Origin of the sequence: Arthrobacter woluwensis, assembly GCF_900105345.1 — a bacterium.
GTDB lineage: Bacteria > Actinomycetota > Actinomycetes > Actinomycetales > Micrococcaceae > Arthrobacter_E > Arthrobacter_E woluwensis.
Genome location: NZ_FNSN01000004.1, coordinates 132,227 through 149,371, shown reverse-complemented (window position 1 = coordinate 149,371; position 17,145 = coordinate 132,227). Strand labels below are relative to the sequence as shown.

Annotated in this window: 13 protein-coding genes; 3 read left to right on the top strand and 10 right to left on the bottom strand. The window is 71.2% G+C overall.

Going from position 1 to position 17,145, the window contains the following annotated elements:
- Positions 1–38: 38 nt before the first annotated feature.
- A complete protein-coding gene (yczR, locus tag BLV63_RS16285) occupies positions 39–1,526 on the bottom strand; it encodes a MocR-like transcription factor YczR (RefSeq protein WP_066214843.1) in 1,488 nt (495 codons plus the stop codon).
- 59 nt (positions 1,527–1,585) lie between these two features.
- Between yczR and yczE the strand changes: the two genes are divergently transcribed.
- Entirely contained in the window at positions 1,586–2,374 is a 789-nt protein-coding gene (yczE, locus tag BLV63_RS16280) for a membrane protein YczE (RefSeq protein WP_306306605.1), read from the top strand.
- Between the two features lie 54 nt (positions 2,375–2,428).
- Here yczE and BLV63_RS16275 read toward each other — a convergent pair whose 3' ends face one another.
- The 9 genes from BLV63_RS16275 to BLV63_RS16235 form a co-directional block, all read right to left on the bottom strand.
- A complete protein-coding gene (locus BLV63_RS16275) occupies positions 2,429–3,058 on the bottom strand; it encodes an MBL fold metallo-hydrolase (protein WP_066214845.1) in 630 nt (209 codons plus the stop codon).
- Positions 3,055–4,149: an S-(hydroxymethyl)mycothiol dehydrogenase gene (locus BLV63_RS16270; RefSeq protein WP_066214847.1), complete on the bottom strand. Its 1,095-nt coding sequence runs from the start codon at positions 4,147–4,149 to the stop codon at positions 3,055–3,057. Before BLV63_RS16270 ends, BLV63_RS16275 begins: the two co-directional genes overlap by 4 nt.
- 160 nt (positions 4,150–4,309) lie before the next feature.
- The gene (locus tag BLV63_RS16265) at positions 4,310–4,813 is read right to left on the bottom strand and encodes a tetratricopeptide repeat protein (RefSeq protein WP_066214849.1); all 504 of its coding nucleotides are present in this window, start codon (positions 4,811–4,813) and stop codon (positions 4,310–4,312) included.
- Positions 4,810–5,763, bottom strand: coding sequence for a DNA-formamidopyrimidine glycosylase family protein (locus tag BLV63_RS16260; RefSeq protein ID WP_066214851.1), 954 nt, complete (start codon positions 5,761–5,763; stop codon positions 4,810–4,812). The genes BLV63_RS16265 and BLV63_RS16260 overlap by 4 nt, the downstream gene beginning before the upstream one ends.
- Positions 5,756–10,786, bottom strand: coding sequence for a DNA glycosylase AlkZ-like family protein (locus tag BLV63_RS16255; protein ID WP_066214853.1), 5,031 nt, complete (start codon positions 10,784–10,786; stop codon positions 5,756–5,758). Before BLV63_RS16255 ends, BLV63_RS16260 begins: the two co-directional genes overlap by 8 nt.
- Before the next feature lie 103 nt (positions 10,787–10,889).
- A complete protein-coding gene (locus BLV63_RS16250) occupies positions 10,890–11,549 on the bottom strand; it encodes a DUF4232 domain-containing protein (protein ID WP_074784675.1) in 660 nt (219 codons plus the stop codon).
- A 133-nt stretch (positions 11,550–11,682) separates the two neighbouring features.
- Positions 11,683–12,396 (bottom strand): YcnI family copper-binding membrane protein, encoded by a 714-nt coding sequence (locus tag BLV63_RS16245; RefSeq protein WP_066214857.1) that lies wholly within the window; start codon positions 12,394–12,396, stop codon positions 11,683–11,685.
- Between the two features lie 83 nt (positions 12,397–12,479).
- Positions 12,480–13,172 (bottom strand): hypothetical protein, encoded by a 693-nt coding sequence (locus tag BLV63_RS16240; protein ID WP_254780614.1) that lies wholly within the window; start codon positions 13,170–13,172, stop codon positions 12,480–12,482.
- A 90-nt stretch (positions 13,173–13,262) separates the two neighbouring features.
- A complete protein-coding gene (locus BLV63_RS16235) occupies positions 13,263–13,976 on the bottom strand; it encodes a TetR/AcrR family transcriptional regulator C-terminal domain-containing protein (protein ID WP_174521274.1) in 714 nt (237 codons plus the stop codon).
- A gap of 83 nt (positions 13,977–14,059) precedes the next feature.
- On the opposite strand from BLV63_RS16235, the gene BLV63_RS16230 reads away from it, so the two are divergent.
- Both BLV63_RS16230 and BLV63_RS16225 read left to right on the top strand, forming a co-directional pair.
- Positions 14,060–15,715: an amidohydrolase gene (locus BLV63_RS16230; RefSeq protein ID WP_066214859.1), complete on the top strand. Its 1,656-nt coding sequence runs from the start codon at positions 14,060–14,062 to the stop codon at positions 15,713–15,715.
- A gap of 50 nt (positions 15,716–15,765) precedes the next feature.
- On the top strand, positions 15,766–17,133 hold the full coding sequence (locus BLV63_RS16225; RefSeq protein WP_066214860.1) for an APC family permease: 1,368 nt from the start codon (positions 15,766–15,768) through the stop codon (positions 17,131–17,133).
- The last annotated feature ends 12 nt before the right edge of the window (positions 17,134–17,145 follow it).

Genomic DNA, 17,145 nt, shown 5'->3' with positions numbered 1-17,145 from the left:
TGTGGAGCAGTCGATCGGAGGTGGGGTTGGCGAGCGGGTCAGGCGATCGCGACGGCGGGTGGCTCCGGCAGCCGCCGACGCAGACCGGGAGTGCGGAGCAGCTGAGCCTGCGCGTCCTTGAGGGCCAGGACGCCCCGTTCGAGATCGTCGGCGGGAAGCGTGAACGGGAGCCGGAGGAAGTGCTCGAACGCCCCGCCGACGCCGAACCTCGGCCCCGCCGCGAGGCGCACTCCGCGCTGGGCCGCCAGGAGGGTGAGCGCCGCGCTGCTCACGGCCTCACCGTGGGCGCCCTGCCGCGGGAGTCGGCACCACACGGACAAGCCGCCGTCGGGGACCTCGGTCCGCCATTCGGGCAGGTGTTCCTCCAGGAGCGCGAGCAGCGTGTCGCGCTGGGCCCGCAGCTCATTCAGCCGGGGGCCGAGTCCCGGCAGGTCATGCTGGAGGATGTGCCGGCCGGCCAGCTGCTCGGCGACCGGTCCTCCCAGATCCAGCGGTGTCCGCGCCCGTGCCATGCGCTGGATGTTCTCCGCCGAGGACCGGGCCCAGCCGATGCGCAGCCCGCCCCAATGGGTCTTGCTGAGGGAGCCGATCGTGACCACGCCGGGTGCGTAGGACCCCAGGTGCGGAGGAGCGGTGCCGTCGAAGTCGATGTCACGCAGGGTCTCGTCGGCGATCAGCATGGTGCCGGACGCCGCTGCGGCCCGGGCGACGCGGCGTCGCTGCTCGGCGGGCATGAGGCGCCCGGTGGGGTTCTGGAAATCCGGGATGAGGTACGCGGCGGCGGGCCGGTGCCGCGCCAGGGCCGCCTCGAAGCCATCGACGTCCCAGCCGTCCGTGAGAGGGAACGCGAGCGGGACGGCCTTGCACTGCCGGGCGCCGATCGCGTCCAGCGCGTGCGGGTAACTGGGGTGTTCCACGAGCACCCGGCTGCCCGGGGTCACGAACGCCGCAAGGGCGAGAGCCATGGCCTGCTGCGCCCCTCCGGTGACCATGACCTGGTCCACGGTGGTGGGCAGCCCCTCGGCGGTGAACTTCGCGGCGATCGCCTCGCGGAGCTCGGGGAGGCCGTACGAGTCGTAGCCGAAGCCGGGCAGCAGGGCGGGAAGCTCGCTGAGAGCCGCCGTGTAGGCCTGATGGACGGCCGCTCCGTTGGCCGGGAGGCAGGCGTACGCGAAGTCGACCACGCCGTGCGGGGCACGGAGTCCGGGCGCGTAGTCCGCGCGCGCCGCCCAAGGGTCCTCCTCGCCGGCCCGGCTGGGGATGGAGGTGCGGGCACGCGTGCCTTGTCCTGCGGAGAGGTAGCCTTCCTCGCGCAGTGCGTTGTAGGCGGCCGTGACGGTGGTGCGACTGACGCCCAGGGCGAGCGCGAGCGTCCGTTCGCTGGGCAGCGCCGAGTCGAGCGGGAGTCTGCCGTCGAGGATGAGGAGCCGCACGACGTCGGCCAGCTCGCGGTACGCCGGCGCCGAGCCTCGGCGCCACTCGCCGAGAAGTCTGACGAAGACGGTTCCTGAAGTGGCCTGATGCATGAAGCCAGTATTCCAAAGTGGCTATGTTTTTCATAGCCACTTCCTGGGAGAGTGGAACCATGATGTTCCGAAGGATTTCTCAGCTCATTGCCGGACTGGCCTTGTACGGCTTCTCCATCGCTCTTTTCGTCCGCGCCGGACTGGGCACGGCACCCTGGGACGTCCTGCACCGGGGAGTCTCACATCTGACGGGCATCAGCACGGGTGTGGTGATCATCGTGCTGAGTTTCCTGATCCTGCTGCTCTGGATCCCTCTGCGGCAGAAGCCGGGCTGGGGGACTCTCGCCAACGCCGTCCTGGTGGGGCTGTTCGTGGACCTGTCGATGCCGGTCATCCCGCAGCCGGACGGGCTGGTCTGGCAGATCCTGTTCCTGCTCGGGGCACTCGTGCTGAACGCTGTGGCCACGGCGTGCTACATCAGTGCGAATTTCGGGCCCGGGGCGCGGGACGGGCTCATGACGGGCCTGGCCCGACGCACCGGATGGCCGCTGTGGCGGTGCCGCACTCTCATCGAGGTGACCGTGGTGGCCATCGGCTGGGCTCTGGGCGGCGTGCTCGGTGTGGGAACGGTCGCGTACGCCTTCGGTATCGGTCCGCTGGTGCAGTGGCTCATGCCGGTCTTCGCCATCCCGGGCGTGCGCCGTGCGACCGTCAAGACCAACGACGGAGCAGTGGCCGAGGCGGTGGCGGTTCCGGTGGAGGCGGCACCGTCGGTGGAGGCTGCGGCGCCCGTGCAGACGACGCGGCCGGCGGAGGCCGCGGCTGCCGGAGTGGCTGAATCGGACGTGGAGCCCAGGGAGACTGTGGAGGCGTCCGCCGTCGAGCGCTTCCCCTCGACTGCTCCGTAGAAGTCCCCTTCGGACCTGGAACGGCACCTTACGGAGCAGTCGATGGGTGCGGGGTCAGTGGCCCCGGTCGATCCATTCCTGCAGATGCGGAGCCTCGGCACCGATGCTGGTCGAATCACCGTGGCCGGTGTGGACCACCGTCTCGGCCGGAAGCGACAGGAGCCGGTCCCGGATCGAATCGATGATGGTCGGGAAGTCGCTGTAGGACCGTCCCGTGGCGCCGGGGCCACCGGAGAACAGGGTGTCCCCGGTGAAGACGGTGCCGAGGCCGGGTGCGTGGAAGCTCACGGACCCGGGCGAGTGCCCCGGGGTGTGCAGGGCGATGAGCTCGGTGCCGCCGACCTCGAAGCGCTGCCCGTCCGCGATCTCCGCGTCCGGGGTGGTTCCCGGGTACACGGCTTCCCAGAGCATCTGATCCGCCGGGTTCAGGAGCACCGGCGCGTTCACCCGGTCGGCGAACTCGCGGGCGTGCCGGATGTGGTCGTCGTGGCCGTGGGTGAGCAGGACCGCCTGGACCTTCCGGCCCGCGACGGCGTCGGCGATCGCCGCGGCGTCGTGCGCGGGATCGATGACCAGCACCTCGGCGTCGTCACCCACGATCCAGACGTTGTTGTCCACGTCCCAGGTGCCGCCGTCCAGGGAGAAGGTTCCGGACGTGACCAGGTGGTCGATGCGGGCCGTCACAGCTCCACCACCGAACGCAGCACTTCGCCGCGGTGCATCTTGTCGAAAGCGGCTTCGACGTCACCCAGGCCGATGCGCTCGGTCACGAAGGCATCGAGCGGCAGGCGGCCCAACCGGTACTGATCCACGAGCATGGGGAAGTCGCGGCTGGGCAGGCAGTCGCCGTACCAGGACGACTTGAGCGAGCCCCCGCGGCCGAACACATCGAGCAGCGGCAGGTCGAGGGTCATCTCCGGTGTGGGGACGCCGACCAGCACCACACGCCCGGCCAGGTCCCGGGCGTAGAAGGCCTGCTTGTAGGTCTCCGGACGGCCGACCGCGTCGATCACGACGTCGGCGCCGAAGCCCCCGGTCAGCTCACGAATGCCCTCGACGGGGTCCGTGTCACCGGAGACGATGCCGTGCGTGGCGCCCAGCGTCTTCGCGAGCTCCACCTTGGCGGGATCCAGGTCGACGGCGATGATCGTCGTCGCGCCGGCCAGCTTGGCGCCCGCGATGGCGGCGATGCCCACGCCCCCGCAGCCGATCACGGCCACCGATTCCCCGCGCTTGACCTCGCCGGTGTTCATGGCGGCGCCGATGCCGGCCATGATGCCGCAGCCGAGGAGGCCGACGGCCGCCGGGTCCACATCATCGTCGATCTTGGTGCACTGACCCGCGGCGACCAGGGTCTTCTCCGCGAACGAGCCGATCCCGAGGGCCGGCGACAGCGGGGTGCCGTCCTGGAGCGTCATCTTCTGGGTGGCGTTGTGCGTGGCGAAGCAGTACTGCGGCTGCCCCTTGGCACACGCGCGGCACGTGCCGCAGACGGCGCGCCAGTTGAGGATGACGCGGTCGCCCGGCTTCAGATCGGTGACGTCCGGCCCGACGGCGCTCACGACGGCCGTCGACTCATGACCCAGGAGGTACGGATAGTCGTCCCCGATGCCGCCGAGCTTGTAGTGCAGATCCGTATGGCAGACGCCGCAGCTCAGGACGTCGACGAGCGCCTCCCCGGGACCCGGGTCCGGCACCAGGATGGTCTCGATGCTCGCGGGAGCACCCTTCTCCCGGACGACGACTGCCTTGACTTCGTGGACGGCTGCGGCCATGAAACACCTCCGGTGCTGTGGGTTGAGCTGTGGGTCGTTCAATGCTGTTCCGAGCCTAGCGAGATCCGCGGTCACCTGTCGCCACGTGACCGCCCAGGTGGACATCCCGGGGGACGGCCGTGTGGACAGCGCACCCCGCTGCCGCGCCCGCGCCGGGAGCTCAGCTGGTCTGGCGGTCGAGGCCGGCCAGATACTCGGCGTTCCCGCGGAGCGCCGCCTCGTACCGGGCGAGTTCCGGGGAGTCGACGTGGTCCGCGAAGAGCGTCAGGGCCGACGACAGAGTCGCATGATGACGGCCCTGGGCATGCAGGGTCAGCAGCTCGAAGACACCCAGCGAGAGCGAGGACGGGAAACGTTCCCGCCCCGCACGGAACAGCTCGGCGGACCGCTCCAGTTCACCGAGATTCCGCAGGGTGCTGCCGTACTGGAGGTAGCACTTGCGGAGGCTCTCGCCGTCGAGCCCTGCCTCCATGGCTCGCTGATAGTACCCCTCGGCGACCGACTCCTGGCCGTCGGTGTCGTAGGCCCCGCCCACGTGATAGAGCACCTCGGGATGATCCGGATGTTCGGCGAGGACCTCGAGGAACGCGTCGATGGTGGGCTGCATGTTCTCCCGGTCGCGAGCCGAGAAGATGGTCTCGAGGCGGTCTTCCAGGCTGGTCATGGGGTCCTCCGGGGTGTGGGATCGGCAGGGAGCGGCTGGCACCGCGGGCAGAAGTAGATGACACGGTCCTGCGTCACGCGCGCGGGCCCCCGGGAGGGGCCGCCCGTTCGGCCGGCGGATGGGCCCCCGGTCCAGGTGCCGGGCTCGCCGAGCGATCCTTCCCGGATGGGCGTTCGGCACCGCAGGCAGGGCTGTCGGGTCCGCCCGTACACGTGGTACCGGGGCCAGGATCCTCCGCCCGCGGGACGGATCCCCTGCGGCAGCGAGGTGGTCTGCCGGGCCGGGGTGTCGCGGTTCATGTCCAGCAGGCGATGGGCCTCCGCCACGACGCCGCTCAGGTCCAGCGCGCCGGCCGGGCGCTCCGCGCGGTCCAGGAGAGCCTGCACAGGTGCCGCCGGGTGGAGACCGGCCAGGAAACAGAGCTCGTTCCGGTAGATGTTCCCCACGCCCGCCATCACCCGCTGATCCAGCAGCGCCAGGCCGAGCGGCCGGGCGGGGTCGGCCCGCAGGTTCGCCTCCGCCGTCGCGGGGTCCCAGTCCGGTCCCAGCAAATCGGGCCCGAGATGGCCCACGACGCTGGACTCGGCGGACGTCTTCAGCACTTCGAGGATGCCGAGGGAGAACCCGACGGCGGAGCCCCGCTCGGTGCGCAGGACCACCCGGGCCGTGTGGCCGGGTCTCCGCCAGCGCTCGTCCGGCCCGTAGCACTGCCACGCGCCCTCCATCTTGAGGTGCGAGTGGATCGTCAACCCCTCCCGGCCGACCCCCTCCGGCGGGGAGAGCCGGTGCAGGAGGTGCTTGCCGCGCGCCACGACCTCGTCGGTGCGCCACCCGCTCAGGTCCAGCGTGGCGAAGCGGGGCACGCGGAAATCGCTCGCGAGCAGGGTCGTGCCGCGCAGGAAGGCATCCAGCAGGGACGCTGCGCGCCAGACGGAATCCCCCTCAGGCACGGATCCTCACTCCCCGGGGGGTCGAATAGGCTCCGGCGGCGAGGAAGGCGGCGGCCAGCGGGGTGTCCAGGAGGTCCCGGCCGTTGACCTTCTCCATCGCGAGCCGGTCCACCGCGCCGCGCCGGACGGTCGTGACCAGTGAGGACGCGGCCTCGGTCAGCAGGGTTTCATCCTCCGTGAAGCCGAGGAGGGTCTTCCCGCCCCGCTCGACGTACAGGATCAGACGCCCGTCCACGAGGACCACGAGGGCGCCGGCCTTCCGTCCGGGGCGGTGCCCGCTGGCCGCGCCGTCGACCGTCGGCCAGGGCAGGGCCGCGCCGTAGGGATTGGCCGGGTCCGTGGCGGCGAGCGTCACCGCGGTGTGGGGACGGTCCTCCGCAGCCAGGATGGTGCCGTCCTCGGAGAACGACCGCAGCCGGTCCACCGTGGCGGGGACCGAGAACTGGGCGGCCCCGAGCTTCTCGATGAAATACCCCCTGCGGGTCCGGCCGCTTTCCTCGAGTTTGCTGAGGATGCGGTAGAGAAGGGCGAACCCGCCCGGCACCTGCTCGGAGACGACGGAACCGCGGGTCAGGACGCCGTAACGGTCCAGGAGCAGCTCGGCCAGCGCGTGGGCGCGGACCGTGGGGTCGAGCGGCTGCGGCATGACCGCGGACCAGCGTCCCGCGCCGAGCGGCGGGACCGTCGCCATCCCGGGACCGTCCAGTCCTGCGCCGGGGAATCCACTGGTGCCGCCGAGTCGCGAGCGGCGGAGCGGACGCGCGCGGGACGGCCTCGGTGCCTGCTTGTGCGCGGTTCCGCCTCCGGCCAGGAGCGCGCGGACCGGGGCGAATGTGTCCCCGGTGACGCGACCGGCCCAGACCAGACCCCAGAGCTCAGCGATCATCTCCTCATCCGTCAGCACGGAGTCGAGGCCTCCCGCGCTCTCCTTGAGCGGGCGGAAGAAGTACGCGCCGCCGCCGGCCAGGTGTTCCAGGATGCGTTCCTGGGCCGCCGTCGGCTCGAATTCGGGCGCAGGATTCACGGTCAGTGCTGCGGATTCCGCCAGGTGGAGGCTGATCCAGCCGTCGTTGCCGGGCAGCGACGCGGTGCCGGTCCAGAGCACTTCCCCGCTCGCCATGAGTTCGTCCAGGAGGGTGGGGGCGTAGTCGCGGATGCGGGCAGGGAGCACCAGGGTCTCCCAGGCGGAGGCCGGGATGGGGACTCCGGCGAGCTGGTCCACCACGGTCAGGACGCCGTCGAGTCCTCGGAGAGGCGCAGGGCTGCGGGACGTGCCGACATTCTGCCAGGACGGGAGGAAGCGGCCGAACGCCTGGGCGTCCACTGGTTCCACTTCGGCGCGCAAGGCGGCGAGCGAACGACGGCGGAGCCTCCGGAGCACCTCGGCGTCACACCACTCCTGCCCACCGACCAGGCGGGCCGTCTCGCCGGTGGACGCGCCGCCGGGAAGGCTCGGGTCCGGAAACGCCTCGCTGTGACTGACACCCGCGGCGTCGCCCGGGGGCACTGCGTCGTCCGCGGGCGCCGCCTCGGGCCCGGACACCAGCTCGGGATGCGGCCGGAATTCGCCCTCCACCACGCGGCCGTCGGTCGCCAGCCGTTTCAGGACGGAGAGCACCACGGCGGTGCCGAGGCCGAGGTGTGTGGCGAGCTCCGCCGTCGTGAAGGGTCCGTGCGTGCGGGCGTAGCGGCCCACCAGGTCGCCGAGCGGATCGGCCACCGGTTCGAGGAAGGCGAGGGGGACGCCCATCGGGAGCGGCACACCGAGCCCGTCACGCAGCCGTGCCGAGTCCTCCACAGCGGCCAGATGTTCCCGCCCCCGGAGGCTGAATCGGAGCGCACGGCCCGTGGCGACCAATTGGCGGGCATGCTCCTCGGCGTCCTGCGGATCCTGCAGACGTTCCGCGATCTCCGGCACGGTGAGCGGACCGAGAAGCCGGAGCAGATCGGCCGTCCCCTCGACGCCCCTCAGGCGGCGGTCCGGCAGGAGCCGCTGCAGTTCCAGCCCGGTCTGTTCGACCACGGCCGGGTCGAGCAGTTCGCGCAGTTCGACGCGCCCCAGAAGCTCATTCAGCAGACCGGAGTCCAGGGACAGGGCCGCGGCCCGGCGCTCCGCGAGTGGGGAGTCGCCCTCGTAGAGGAACTGGGCCACGTAGCCGAAGAGCAGGCTGCGGGCGAACGGGGACGGCTGGGACGTGGTGGTCTCGGAGATCTGGATCTCGCGGCGTTCGATGCGCCCGGCCACATCCTGGAGGGCCGGCAGGTCGTAGACGTCCTGGAGGCACTCCCGCACGGTTTCGAGGACGATGGGGAACTGCGGGTACTTCTTGGCGACGTCCAGCAATTGCGCGGCACGCTGGCGCTGCTGCCAGAGGGGCTGCCGTTTGCCGGGCGTCTGCCGCGGGAGCAGGAGCGCACGCGCGGCGCACTCGCGGAACCGAGAGGCGAAGAGGGCGCTGCCGCCCACCTCCTCCGTGACGATCCGTTCGAGTTCCTCGGGTTCGAAGAGGAACAGCTCCGCCCCCGGCGGCTCGTCCTCCATGAGGGGCACGCGCAGCACGATGCCGTCGTCGGCGGCCATGACCGAGCCGTCCAGCCCGTACCGCTCCTGCAGTCGGCGGCCCACGGCGAGGGCCCACGGCGCGTGCACGGGCATGCCGAACGGGCTGTGCAGGACCACGCGCCAATCGCCCAGTTCGTCATGGAAGCGTTCCACGAGCAGGGCCCGGTCGTTCGGCACCACCGTGGTGGACTGCTGCTGCTCGGTCAGATAAGCCACGAGATTGCCTGCGGCGTAAGAGTCGAGGCCGATGCCTTCGCAGCGCGCGACGGCGGCCGATTCGTCCGCGCCGGACACCTCCCGGATGAACGCGCCGAGCGCCTGTCCCAGTTCGAGGGGACGGCCCAGGGAGTCGCCCTTCCAGAACGGCAGCTTGCCCGGCTGACCGAAGGCCGGCGTGACGAGGACCCGGTCAAAGGTGATGTCCTCGATCCGCCAGCTCGTGGCGCCGAGCGCGAAGACGTCCCCCACGCGGGACTCGTAGACCATCTCTTCGTCCAGCTCGCCGACGCGCTTGCTGGACTTCGAATCCTCTTCGCCCACCAGATAGACGCCGAACAGGCCGCGGTCCGGGATGGTCCCGCCGGACACCACGGCCAGACGCTGGGCGCCGGGCCGGCCCTCGATGGTCCCGGCGTTCCGGTCCCAGATGATGCGTGGCCTGAGCTCGGAGAACTCATCGCTCGGGTACCGCCCGGCGAGCAGATCCAGGGTCGCGTTGAAGGCCCCGCGGGGCAGCGCCGAGAAGGGCGCGGAGCGGCGGACGACGGAGAACCACTGTTCGACGTCGATCGGCCCCAGCGCCGTAGCCGCGACTGTCTGCTGGGCCAGGATGTCCAGGGGATTCTGGGGGATGCTGAGCCGCTCGATCTTTCCGGCCGTCATGCGTTCCACGGTCACGGCCGTGTGCACCAGATCGGCGCGGTGCTTGGGGAACAGGACGCCCTGGCTGACCTCGCCCACCTGGTGCCCCGCGCGGCCGACGCGCTGGAGGGCGCTCGCGACCGACGGCGGCGACTCGACCTGGATCACCAGGTCCACGGCGCCCATGTCGATGCCGAGTTCCAGGCTGGACGTGGCCACGACGCAGCGCAGACGTCCGGACTTCAGATCGTCCTCGATCTGCGCCCGCTGTTCCTTCGACACGGAGCCGTGGTGCGCGCGGGCCAGGATCGGTTCGGCCCCGGTGGTCTGTCCGGCCTGGGCCATCATGTGGGCCGGGGTCGCGGTCGACGCCGGGGCGCCGTTTCGTGGTTTCTCGCCGTCCCGCAGACGTTCGACGGCGGCCGCCACGGCTTCCGTCGCCGGGCGGGGGAGGTCGGCGTCGCGCAGGCCGTCGTCAGCCAGCCCGCCGTCGAGCCCGTCCTCGTCGGCGCCGTCCACCCAGGCGCTTTCGACCTGGCGCTCCGCATAGATCTCATTGAGCCGTGCGGTGAGCCGTTCGGCGAGGCGCCGGGAGTTCGCGAAGACGATCGTGGACCGGCGGGCCAGCACGTGGTCCACGATCTTCTCCTCGACATGAGGCCAGATCGAAGCCTGCGGCTGGAGCCCCGACGCCGGCCCGAGGTCGTGGGCGGAGGCCGCCGTCGGGAGGTCCGACATGTCCTCCACCGGCACGCTTACCGTCAGTTCCCACGTTTTCGACGCCGGAGGGGCCACGACGGAGACGGGGGACTCCCCACCGAGGAAGCGCGCCACGAGGTCCCGGGGCTCCACGGTGGCGGACAGGCCGATCCGCTGGGCGGGCCGGTCCAGCAGGGCGTCGAGCCGTTCGAGCGACACCGCCAGATGGGCCCCGCGCTTGGTGCCGGCCACCGCGTGGACCTCGTCCAGGATGACCGTGTCCACGCCCGTGAGCGTCTCCCGCGCGCTGGAGGTGAGCATGAGGAAGAGGGATTCGGGCGTGGTGATGAGGATGTCCGGCGGATGGCTCAGCAGCTTGCGGCGTTCGTTCGCGGGGGTGTCACCGGAGCGGACGCCCACACTCACGTTCGGCGCGGGCAGGCCCAGCCCCTTGGCGGTCTGAGTGATGCCGATGAGCGGGGCGCGGAGGTTGCGTTCCACATCCACGCCGAGCGCCTTGAGCGGGGAGATGTAGAGGACTTTGGTGCGGGGCTTGGCTTTCCCCGCCGCCTTCGTGGTGGCCGCCGGCGCCGGCAGATCCGGGATGTCCAAGGTGTCCTCCGGCGGAGGCACGGGGACAGCCGTGTCCCCGTCCCCGGCGAGCGGGCCGTGGATCAGCCGGTCCAGGGCCCACAGGAACGCCGCGAGGGTCTTGCCGGAACCGGTGGGCGCGACCACCAGGGCATGGTGACCCTGGGAAATGGCGTGCCACGCCTCCTCTTGCACCCGGGTCGGCGCGGCGAACGCCCCCAGGAACCACTGGCGCGTGGCCTTCCCGAAGCGCGACAGGACCTCCGCGGGAGTCTTCCCGGCGGCGTCCTTCAGGGCTTCGTCTGACATGGGACCATCTTGCCGTAGGGGACTGACAGGAATTGCACGCCGTCTCCCCGGGCCGCTGGGCGGCGGCCCGGGGAGGCGAGGCCGCGGGAATCCTCGGTGAGGTTCAGGCGGCCTTGAGCGCCTGGACGGTGAGGAGCTTCACCGCCGCATTGGAGCAGCCGTCCACCGTGACCGGGATGAACAGCGGATCGCTCGAACCCGGAGCGTAAACGCGGTACTGGTGCGCCGCCACGTGCACGCAGTCAGGGTGCAGACCGGCCTGGCTGTACCGCAGCTGAGCGCCCGCGGCCTGGCCGGGGGCGAGGGTGACGGTGGTCGCCGGCACGGACGCGTCCTGCTCGGCGGGCGCGCCGATGGCGGGAGCGGCCGTGCCCGGCACCAGCTCGACCTTGGGGAATCCGGTCACGGTGCACGTGACGCCGCCCGTGTTCTTCAGCGTCAGAGTGCCGTAGACGCTGCCCGCCGCACCACCGCCTGCCGTGTTCAGGGACGCGGCGAGCGAATCGGCCGTGCAGGGCTTGGGCGCCGCGACGGGCGGGGTGGTGGTCGTGGGCGGCGGAGTGGCCGTGGCCGACGGGGAGCTCGACGGCGTGGTGGCGCTCGGTTCAGGCGTCGTCACGGTGGGCGACGGCGAGTCGCTGGACGGGGAGGGGCTGCTGCCGCTTCCCGGAGTGCTGCAGGCGGCCATCCCCAGTACGAGGACCGTCGCTGCGGCCCCGAGAGGGAGGGTTCGTGACGTCAGGAACTTCCTCGGAGTGCTCATGGAACCCACCCTAGTCCTGTGACGCCTGAGCTGGGGAACAAAAAGGCCACGACCGGCCCGGGGCGGACCCACCGGCTGATGCGGTGGACCGGCTCCCGGGCCGGCGAGGCCTCAGAAACCCTTCCGGCGGCGTCTACTTCGCGGCGGCGCGGCGGGTGCGGACGAGCGCCACCCCACCCAGCACGAGGCCCGCGACGCCGGCACCCAGGCCCACCCAGGAGCGGGCGGCGGAGGCGCCGTCGTCGCTCGTGGAGGAGGCCGGCGCGGCTGCCTCGGGGGTCGCGGCGCCGTGGCCGCCATGCTCACCGCCCGCGGAAGCGGCCGTGACCTTGAAGGACGGGGCGGGGGACTTGAGGGACTCCTCGTCCTGGCCGGCGGCCGGGATCTGGCTCCAGTCGGTCGAGCCCGTGCTGCACTCCTGCAGGGTGGGGAAGTAGAGCGTGGTGTCCGGGGTGCTGGGCACCTTCACGGACAGGACCAGGGCGTCGCGCTGGTGCGGATCGAGCGGGGTCTTGGCCGTGTAGACGATCGCCTTGGTGCGGGTGGTGATCGAGTTGCCGGTCTCGAGCTTCTTGGGCTCGGGGAGCTTCTCGGTGACCTTCTGGATGGTCCAGTTCGGGTTCACCGTGGGAGTGGCGTCGTCGAGTTCCTTCGGAAGGCTGATCGTGACCTTCGTGGTGGGCTGGGCGTCGCAGCCGTGGGGGATGCCGAAGGTCAGGAGGGCGTAGGAGCCGGCTCCGGTCTTGTCCGGCGTGACGCCGACGTGGGCGCTCGCGGCCGCGGCGCTTCCCACGAGGAGAGCGGCGGCGCCGGCTGCGGACAGGGTGGACTTCAGGATGCGTGACATGGTGGCCTTTCGCGGCGCGCGCGAGGGCGCGCCAAAAAATGTGTTCTCCGGCGTATATACCGGTAAGGGCATGCTGGCGGTCGTCAGAGGACGACGACGCGCGGCGGCCCGCGGAGCCTGTCACGGCGGAGGGTCCGCCACGGAAGCCGCGGCGGCTCGGGTGCGAACGGAGCCCGGAGTGCCCGCCCGGCGACCGGGAGGACCGGGGTCTTCGTGGCCCGGAAGAGAGGGCGCAGCCACGCGGCCAGGGCCCAGAGGGCGGCCTCTCCCCGGGCCAGCAGGAGTGCCGTCAGCAGGGTGGCCACGACATGGGCCAGGAGCATCCCCGGGTCGTGCGTCAGGGAGCCGTGCCCCGCGGAGTGTCCGAGAGTCGGGGAGAGGTGCTGCAGCGCGCCGGCCAGGGCGGCGCCGTCGTCGTGCTGGTGGACCGCAGGCAGGGCGGTCTGGGGCGTGCCCGTGTCGGCCAGTGCCGTGAACGCTTCGTGGAGCAGCACCTGGCCGGCGCCGAGCACGGCGGTCATGGCCGGGAGTCCGAGGCGGATCTTGGTCGCCAGGACCGAGGCCAGAAGGGTCAGCGCGAGCAGGGCGGCGAGGATCGCCGGCGCGGGGAGCGCGCCGCCGGCCAGCGTGTGGGCGCCTGCCGCGAGGGTCAGGATCCCGGTGCTCAGGAGTCCGGTCCGCAGCAGGTGGAACGGCGCGGGGCGTCGGGTCCGTGCCGCGGCGGCCGGCGCCACGCCCCGCTCGGCACGCCGGAGGAGACGATGCGATGAGGGCACGGCTCCTCCTTCTGCGGGCAGGATTCGCTTCACCGGGCACGGCCCGGGACGCGGAGATCGGGGTGGATGGCGAGTGCCATCCGGGCCATTCTACCGGGCGGTGGTCGCGTCCCCGGGCCTGTTGCGGAGCCGTTCGAGCGAGGCCGAGAGGCCGGCGAGGAAGGCGTCCAGACCGAGATCGAACGCCTGGTCGGCCACGGCGGTCGCGTAGGAGGCGTCGTCCTCCCGGCCGAGGAAGCGCTCCCGGACGGCCAGGGCCTGCGTGAAGACGGGCACCTGTTCGGCGAAGTCGCCGGTGTCGAAGATGTCGGCGGGCGCCACGGCGTCGAGGGCCGAGCCGAGGATGAAGCTCTCCAGGGACACGATGGCGCTGACCACGAGTTCCTCGGGCCAGCCTTCGTCGAGGAAGCCCTGGGTGACGGCCTCGTACATGCTCAGCGTGGGGTTGGCGCCGGTGACGGGCGTCGTGGCCAGGAGGGCGATCGCGTGCGGGTGGGCGGCGAAGGCGGTGCGGTAGGAGCGGGCCCAGCGCCGTGTGGCATCGAGCCAGGGGAGGGTTCCGAAGCCGGAGTGGTCGATCCCGGACGTGATGAGTTCGCGCATGGAGCTCAGGACCTCGGTCTTGTTGCCCACATGGTGATACAGCGCAGGGGTCTTCACGCCGAGTTCGCCGGCCAGCGCGGCCATGGTGAAGTCCTCGGGGCCGGTGCGTCGGAGCACGTCAAAGGCGGTCCGGACGATCAGGTCCCGGTCCAGCACGCTTCTCTTCGGCCGTCCCGCCCGTCGTGGCGCGGTTGACATCATGACTGTCCCCTCTTGCGTGTTGCGTACATCACAGACTACTGTGATCCACAATTATTTAATCCCATTAAATATTTGGAGTTCGAATGGTCCTGACAGTCTTCCACGGCGGCGTGGTCGCGGCCGATCCCCGCAGCCCCGGACAGGGCGATGGCGCAGCACAGGGCGACGCCACCGCCCTCGCGGTCCGCGACGGCGTCATCGCGGCCGTCGGCCCGGACGCCGAAGCGCTGCTCGGCGAGGCGGACCACGTCGTGGACCTGGACGGCGCCTTCCTGGGTCCCGCCTTCGCGGACGGCCACGCGCATCCGCTCTTCGGCGGGATGGAGGACCTCGGCCCCCAGATCCGTTCGTGCGGGTCCGTCGACGAGATCGTGGCCGCCGTCGCCGCATACGCGGAGGAGAATCCGGACCAGGAATGGATCATCGGCGCGAGCTACGACGCCACGCTCGCCCCGGCCGGACTCTTCGACGCCGCCTGGCTCGACGAAGCGGTGCCGGACCGGCCCGTGGTGCTCAAGGCCTGGGACTACCACACGCTGTGGGTCAACTCGGCGGCGCTGCGTGCGGCCGGGATCGACGCCGGAACCCCGGACCCGGACCGTGGCCGGATCGTCCGGCGCGAGGACGGCAGCCCTCTCGGAACCCTGCAGGAGTACGGCGCGCTGGAACTCGTGGAGCGGGTCGCTCCGGGATACTCGCTGAGCCGGCGTGTTTCCGCCCTGGAAAGCGCCACGTGGACGCTCGCCGCCTCCGGGATCACCTGGGTGCAGGACGCCTGGGCCGCCCTCGAACACCTGGACGTCTACCTCGAGACCGCGCGGCAGGGCCGGCTCAACACCCGCCTCAATCTCGCGTTCCTGGCCGAGCCCGGCCGGTGGCGGGAGAACCTGGACACCTTCGTCGCGGCACGCGAGGCCGTCCAAGCGGTCGGATCCGATCTGCTGACCGCGCAGACCATCAAGTTCTTCGCCGACGGGATCATCGAAAGCCACACCGCCTGCATGCTGAGCCCCTACGCGGACTCCCCGGAGGACACGGGCCTCCCCAACTGGAGCCAGGACGAACTGAACGACGCGCTCGCCGCCGTCGACCGTCTCGGCTTCCAGGCCCACATCCACGCGATCGGTGACGGCGCCATCCGCATGGCGCTGGACGGCATCGAGGAGACGGCGCGGCGCAACGGCCCCCGCGACCGCCGTCCCGTGCTGGCTCATCTGCAGGTCATCGACCCCGAGGACGTCCCGCGCTTCGCGGAACTGGGCGTCGTGGCCAACTTCGAGCCGCTCTGGGCCCGTGAGGACGACGTCATGAACCTCCTCACCATCCCGCGTCTCGGCAGCCCGCGCTCCGAACGCCAGTACCCCATCGGCAGCCTCGTGGAGCGGGGCGTCGCGGTGTCCTTCGGCAGCGACTGGCCCGTCACCTGCCACGAACCGGTGCCCGGACTCGCGACGGCGGTCACCCGCCAGACCCCCGACCACCTGCCCGCGGGCGGCTGGCTGCCCACCGAACGCGTCGACGTCGACGCCGCCCTCGCCGCGTACACCTCGGGCGTCGCCCATCAGGCGTTCGCCGAAGACCGCTGGGGCTCGCTGCGCCCCGGCCTGAGCGCCGACCTGGTGCTGCTCTCCCACGACCCCCGGGACGTGGCCCAGGAAGAGATCCAGGACATCCAGGTGAAAGGCACCTGGCTGGCCGGACGCCGCACCCACACCGCGCTGCTCCCCGCCGCGCACTGAGCCGCACGCCGAGCAGACCCCGCGTGCCTCCCCGACAGAAAGACCTCCCCATGGCATCCACCCCACTCGAACCCCCGGCACAGGCCGGCCTGGTTCCCGGCGACCGTCCCCGTCAGCTCCGCCGCGTCCTCGGCCTGGCCGCGCTGGTCATGTTCGGCCTGAGCTACATGGCCCCCGTGACCGTGTTCACGACCTTCGGAACCGTCACCCAGATCACCGACGGCCACCTGGCCGCCGCCTACGTGGTCGCCCTCGCGACCATGTTCTTCACCGCCCTCAGCTACGCCCGCATCTCCGGGGTCATCCCGGCCGCGGGCAGCGCCTACTCCTACACGACCCAGACGTTCGGCGGCCATCTCGGCTTCGTGACCGGCTGGACGCTCATGCTGGACTATCTGTTCCTGCCGATGATCAATTTCCTGCTCGTGGGTCTCTACCTGAACTCGGCGTTCCCCGCCGTGCCGGGCTGGGTGTTCTCGCTGGTGAGCGTGGTGGTCGTGCTGGCGTTCATCGCGCTGGGCGTGAAGTTCGTGGGCAAGTTCAGCGGCGTGATCGTGGCGATGGCCGTGGCGATCATCGTGGTGTTCATCGCCCTGGCCGTCTCGTACCTCTCCGGCAATCCCGCGCCCTCGGTGCTCGCCCCGTTCGAGACCGGTTCCGGCGGGGTGGGCCCGATCTTCGCCGGCGCGGCCGTGCTGGCCCTGTCCTTCCTCGGGTTCGACGCCGTCTCCACCCTCTCCGAGGACGCCCGGGACGCGCAGCGGAACATCCCGCGCGCCATCGTCATCACCACGGTGCTGGGCGGGGTCATCTTCATCGCCGTCGCCTGGGCCGGCGGCCTCGTCTTCCCCGACTGGCACGCCTTCGGCTCCCTGGACACCGCGGGCATCGAGCTGATCGAGAAGGTCGGCGGCCCCGTGCTGAGCGCGATCTTCATCGCGGTGTTCGTGGCGGGCTGCATCGGCTCGGCCATGACCAGCCAGGTGAGCGTCAGCCGCATCATCTACGCCATGGGCCGCGACGGGCTCCTGCCCCGCGCCTTCGGCAAGCTGCACCCGCGCTTCGGGACGCCCGTGCTCGCGGCCGTCTCGGTGTCCGTGGTGTCGCTGCTCTCCCTGGTCCTCTCGCTGGAGATCGCCGCGACCATGATCAGTTTCGGCGCGCTGTTCGCCTTCTCGATGGTCAACCTGTCCGTGGTGAAGTACTTCATCTGGGACCGCAAGGGCCGCACCCCGAGGGATCTGCTGATCCACCTGGTCCTGCCGCTCATCGGATTCGCCCTGACCATCTGGCTCTGGACCTCCCTCGCGCCGACGTCCTTCACGGTGGGCGTGTGCTGGATGGTGGTGGGCGTGATCTTCCTGGCCGTCCGCACGAAGGGATTCCGGCAGGCGCCCCCGAAGCTCACGTTCGAGTAGGGCGGCGGCGGG

Bases quoted from the DNA above. Each gene is read 5' to 3' on its own strand.
- yczR (WP_066214843.1), bottom strand. From the start codon at position 1,526: ATGCATCAGGCCACTTCAGGAACCGTCTTCGTCAGACTTCTCGGCGAG.
- yczE (WP_306306605.1), top strand. From the start codon at position 1,586: ATGATGTTCCGAAGGATTTCTCAGCTCATTGCCGGACTGGCCTTGTAC.
- BLV63_RS16270 (WP_066214847.1), bottom strand. From the start codon at position 4,149: ATGGCCGCAGCCGTCCACGAAGTCAAGGCAGTCGTCGTCCGGGAGAAG.
- BLV63_RS16265 (WP_066214849.1), bottom strand. From the start codon at position 4,813: ATGACCAGCCTGGAAGACCGCCTCGAGACCATCTTCTCGGCTCGCGAC.
- BLV63_RS16255 (WP_066214853.1), bottom strand. From the start codon at position 10,786: ATGTCAGACGAAGCCCTGAAGGACGCCGCCGGGAAGACTCCCGCGGAG.
- BLV63_RS16250 (WP_074784675.1), bottom strand. From the start codon at position 11,549: ATGAGCACTCCGAGGAAGTTCCTGACGTCACGAACCCTCCCTCTCGGG.
- BLV63_RS16245 (WP_066214857.1), bottom strand. From the start codon at position 12,396: ATGTCACGCATCCTGAAGTCCACCCTGTCCGCAGCCGGCGCCGCCGCT.
- BLV63_RS16235 (WP_174521274.1), bottom strand. From the start codon at position 13,976: ATGATGTCAACCGCGCCACGACGGGCGGGACGGCCGAAGAGAAGCGTG.
- BLV63_RS16230 (WP_066214859.1), top strand. From the start codon at position 14,060: ATGGTCCTGACAGTCTTCCACGGCGGCGTGGTCGCGGCCGATCCCCGC.
- BLV63_RS16225 (WP_066214860.1), top strand. From the start codon at position 15,766: ATGGCATCCACCCCACTCGAACCCCCGGCACAGGCCGGCCTGGTTCCC.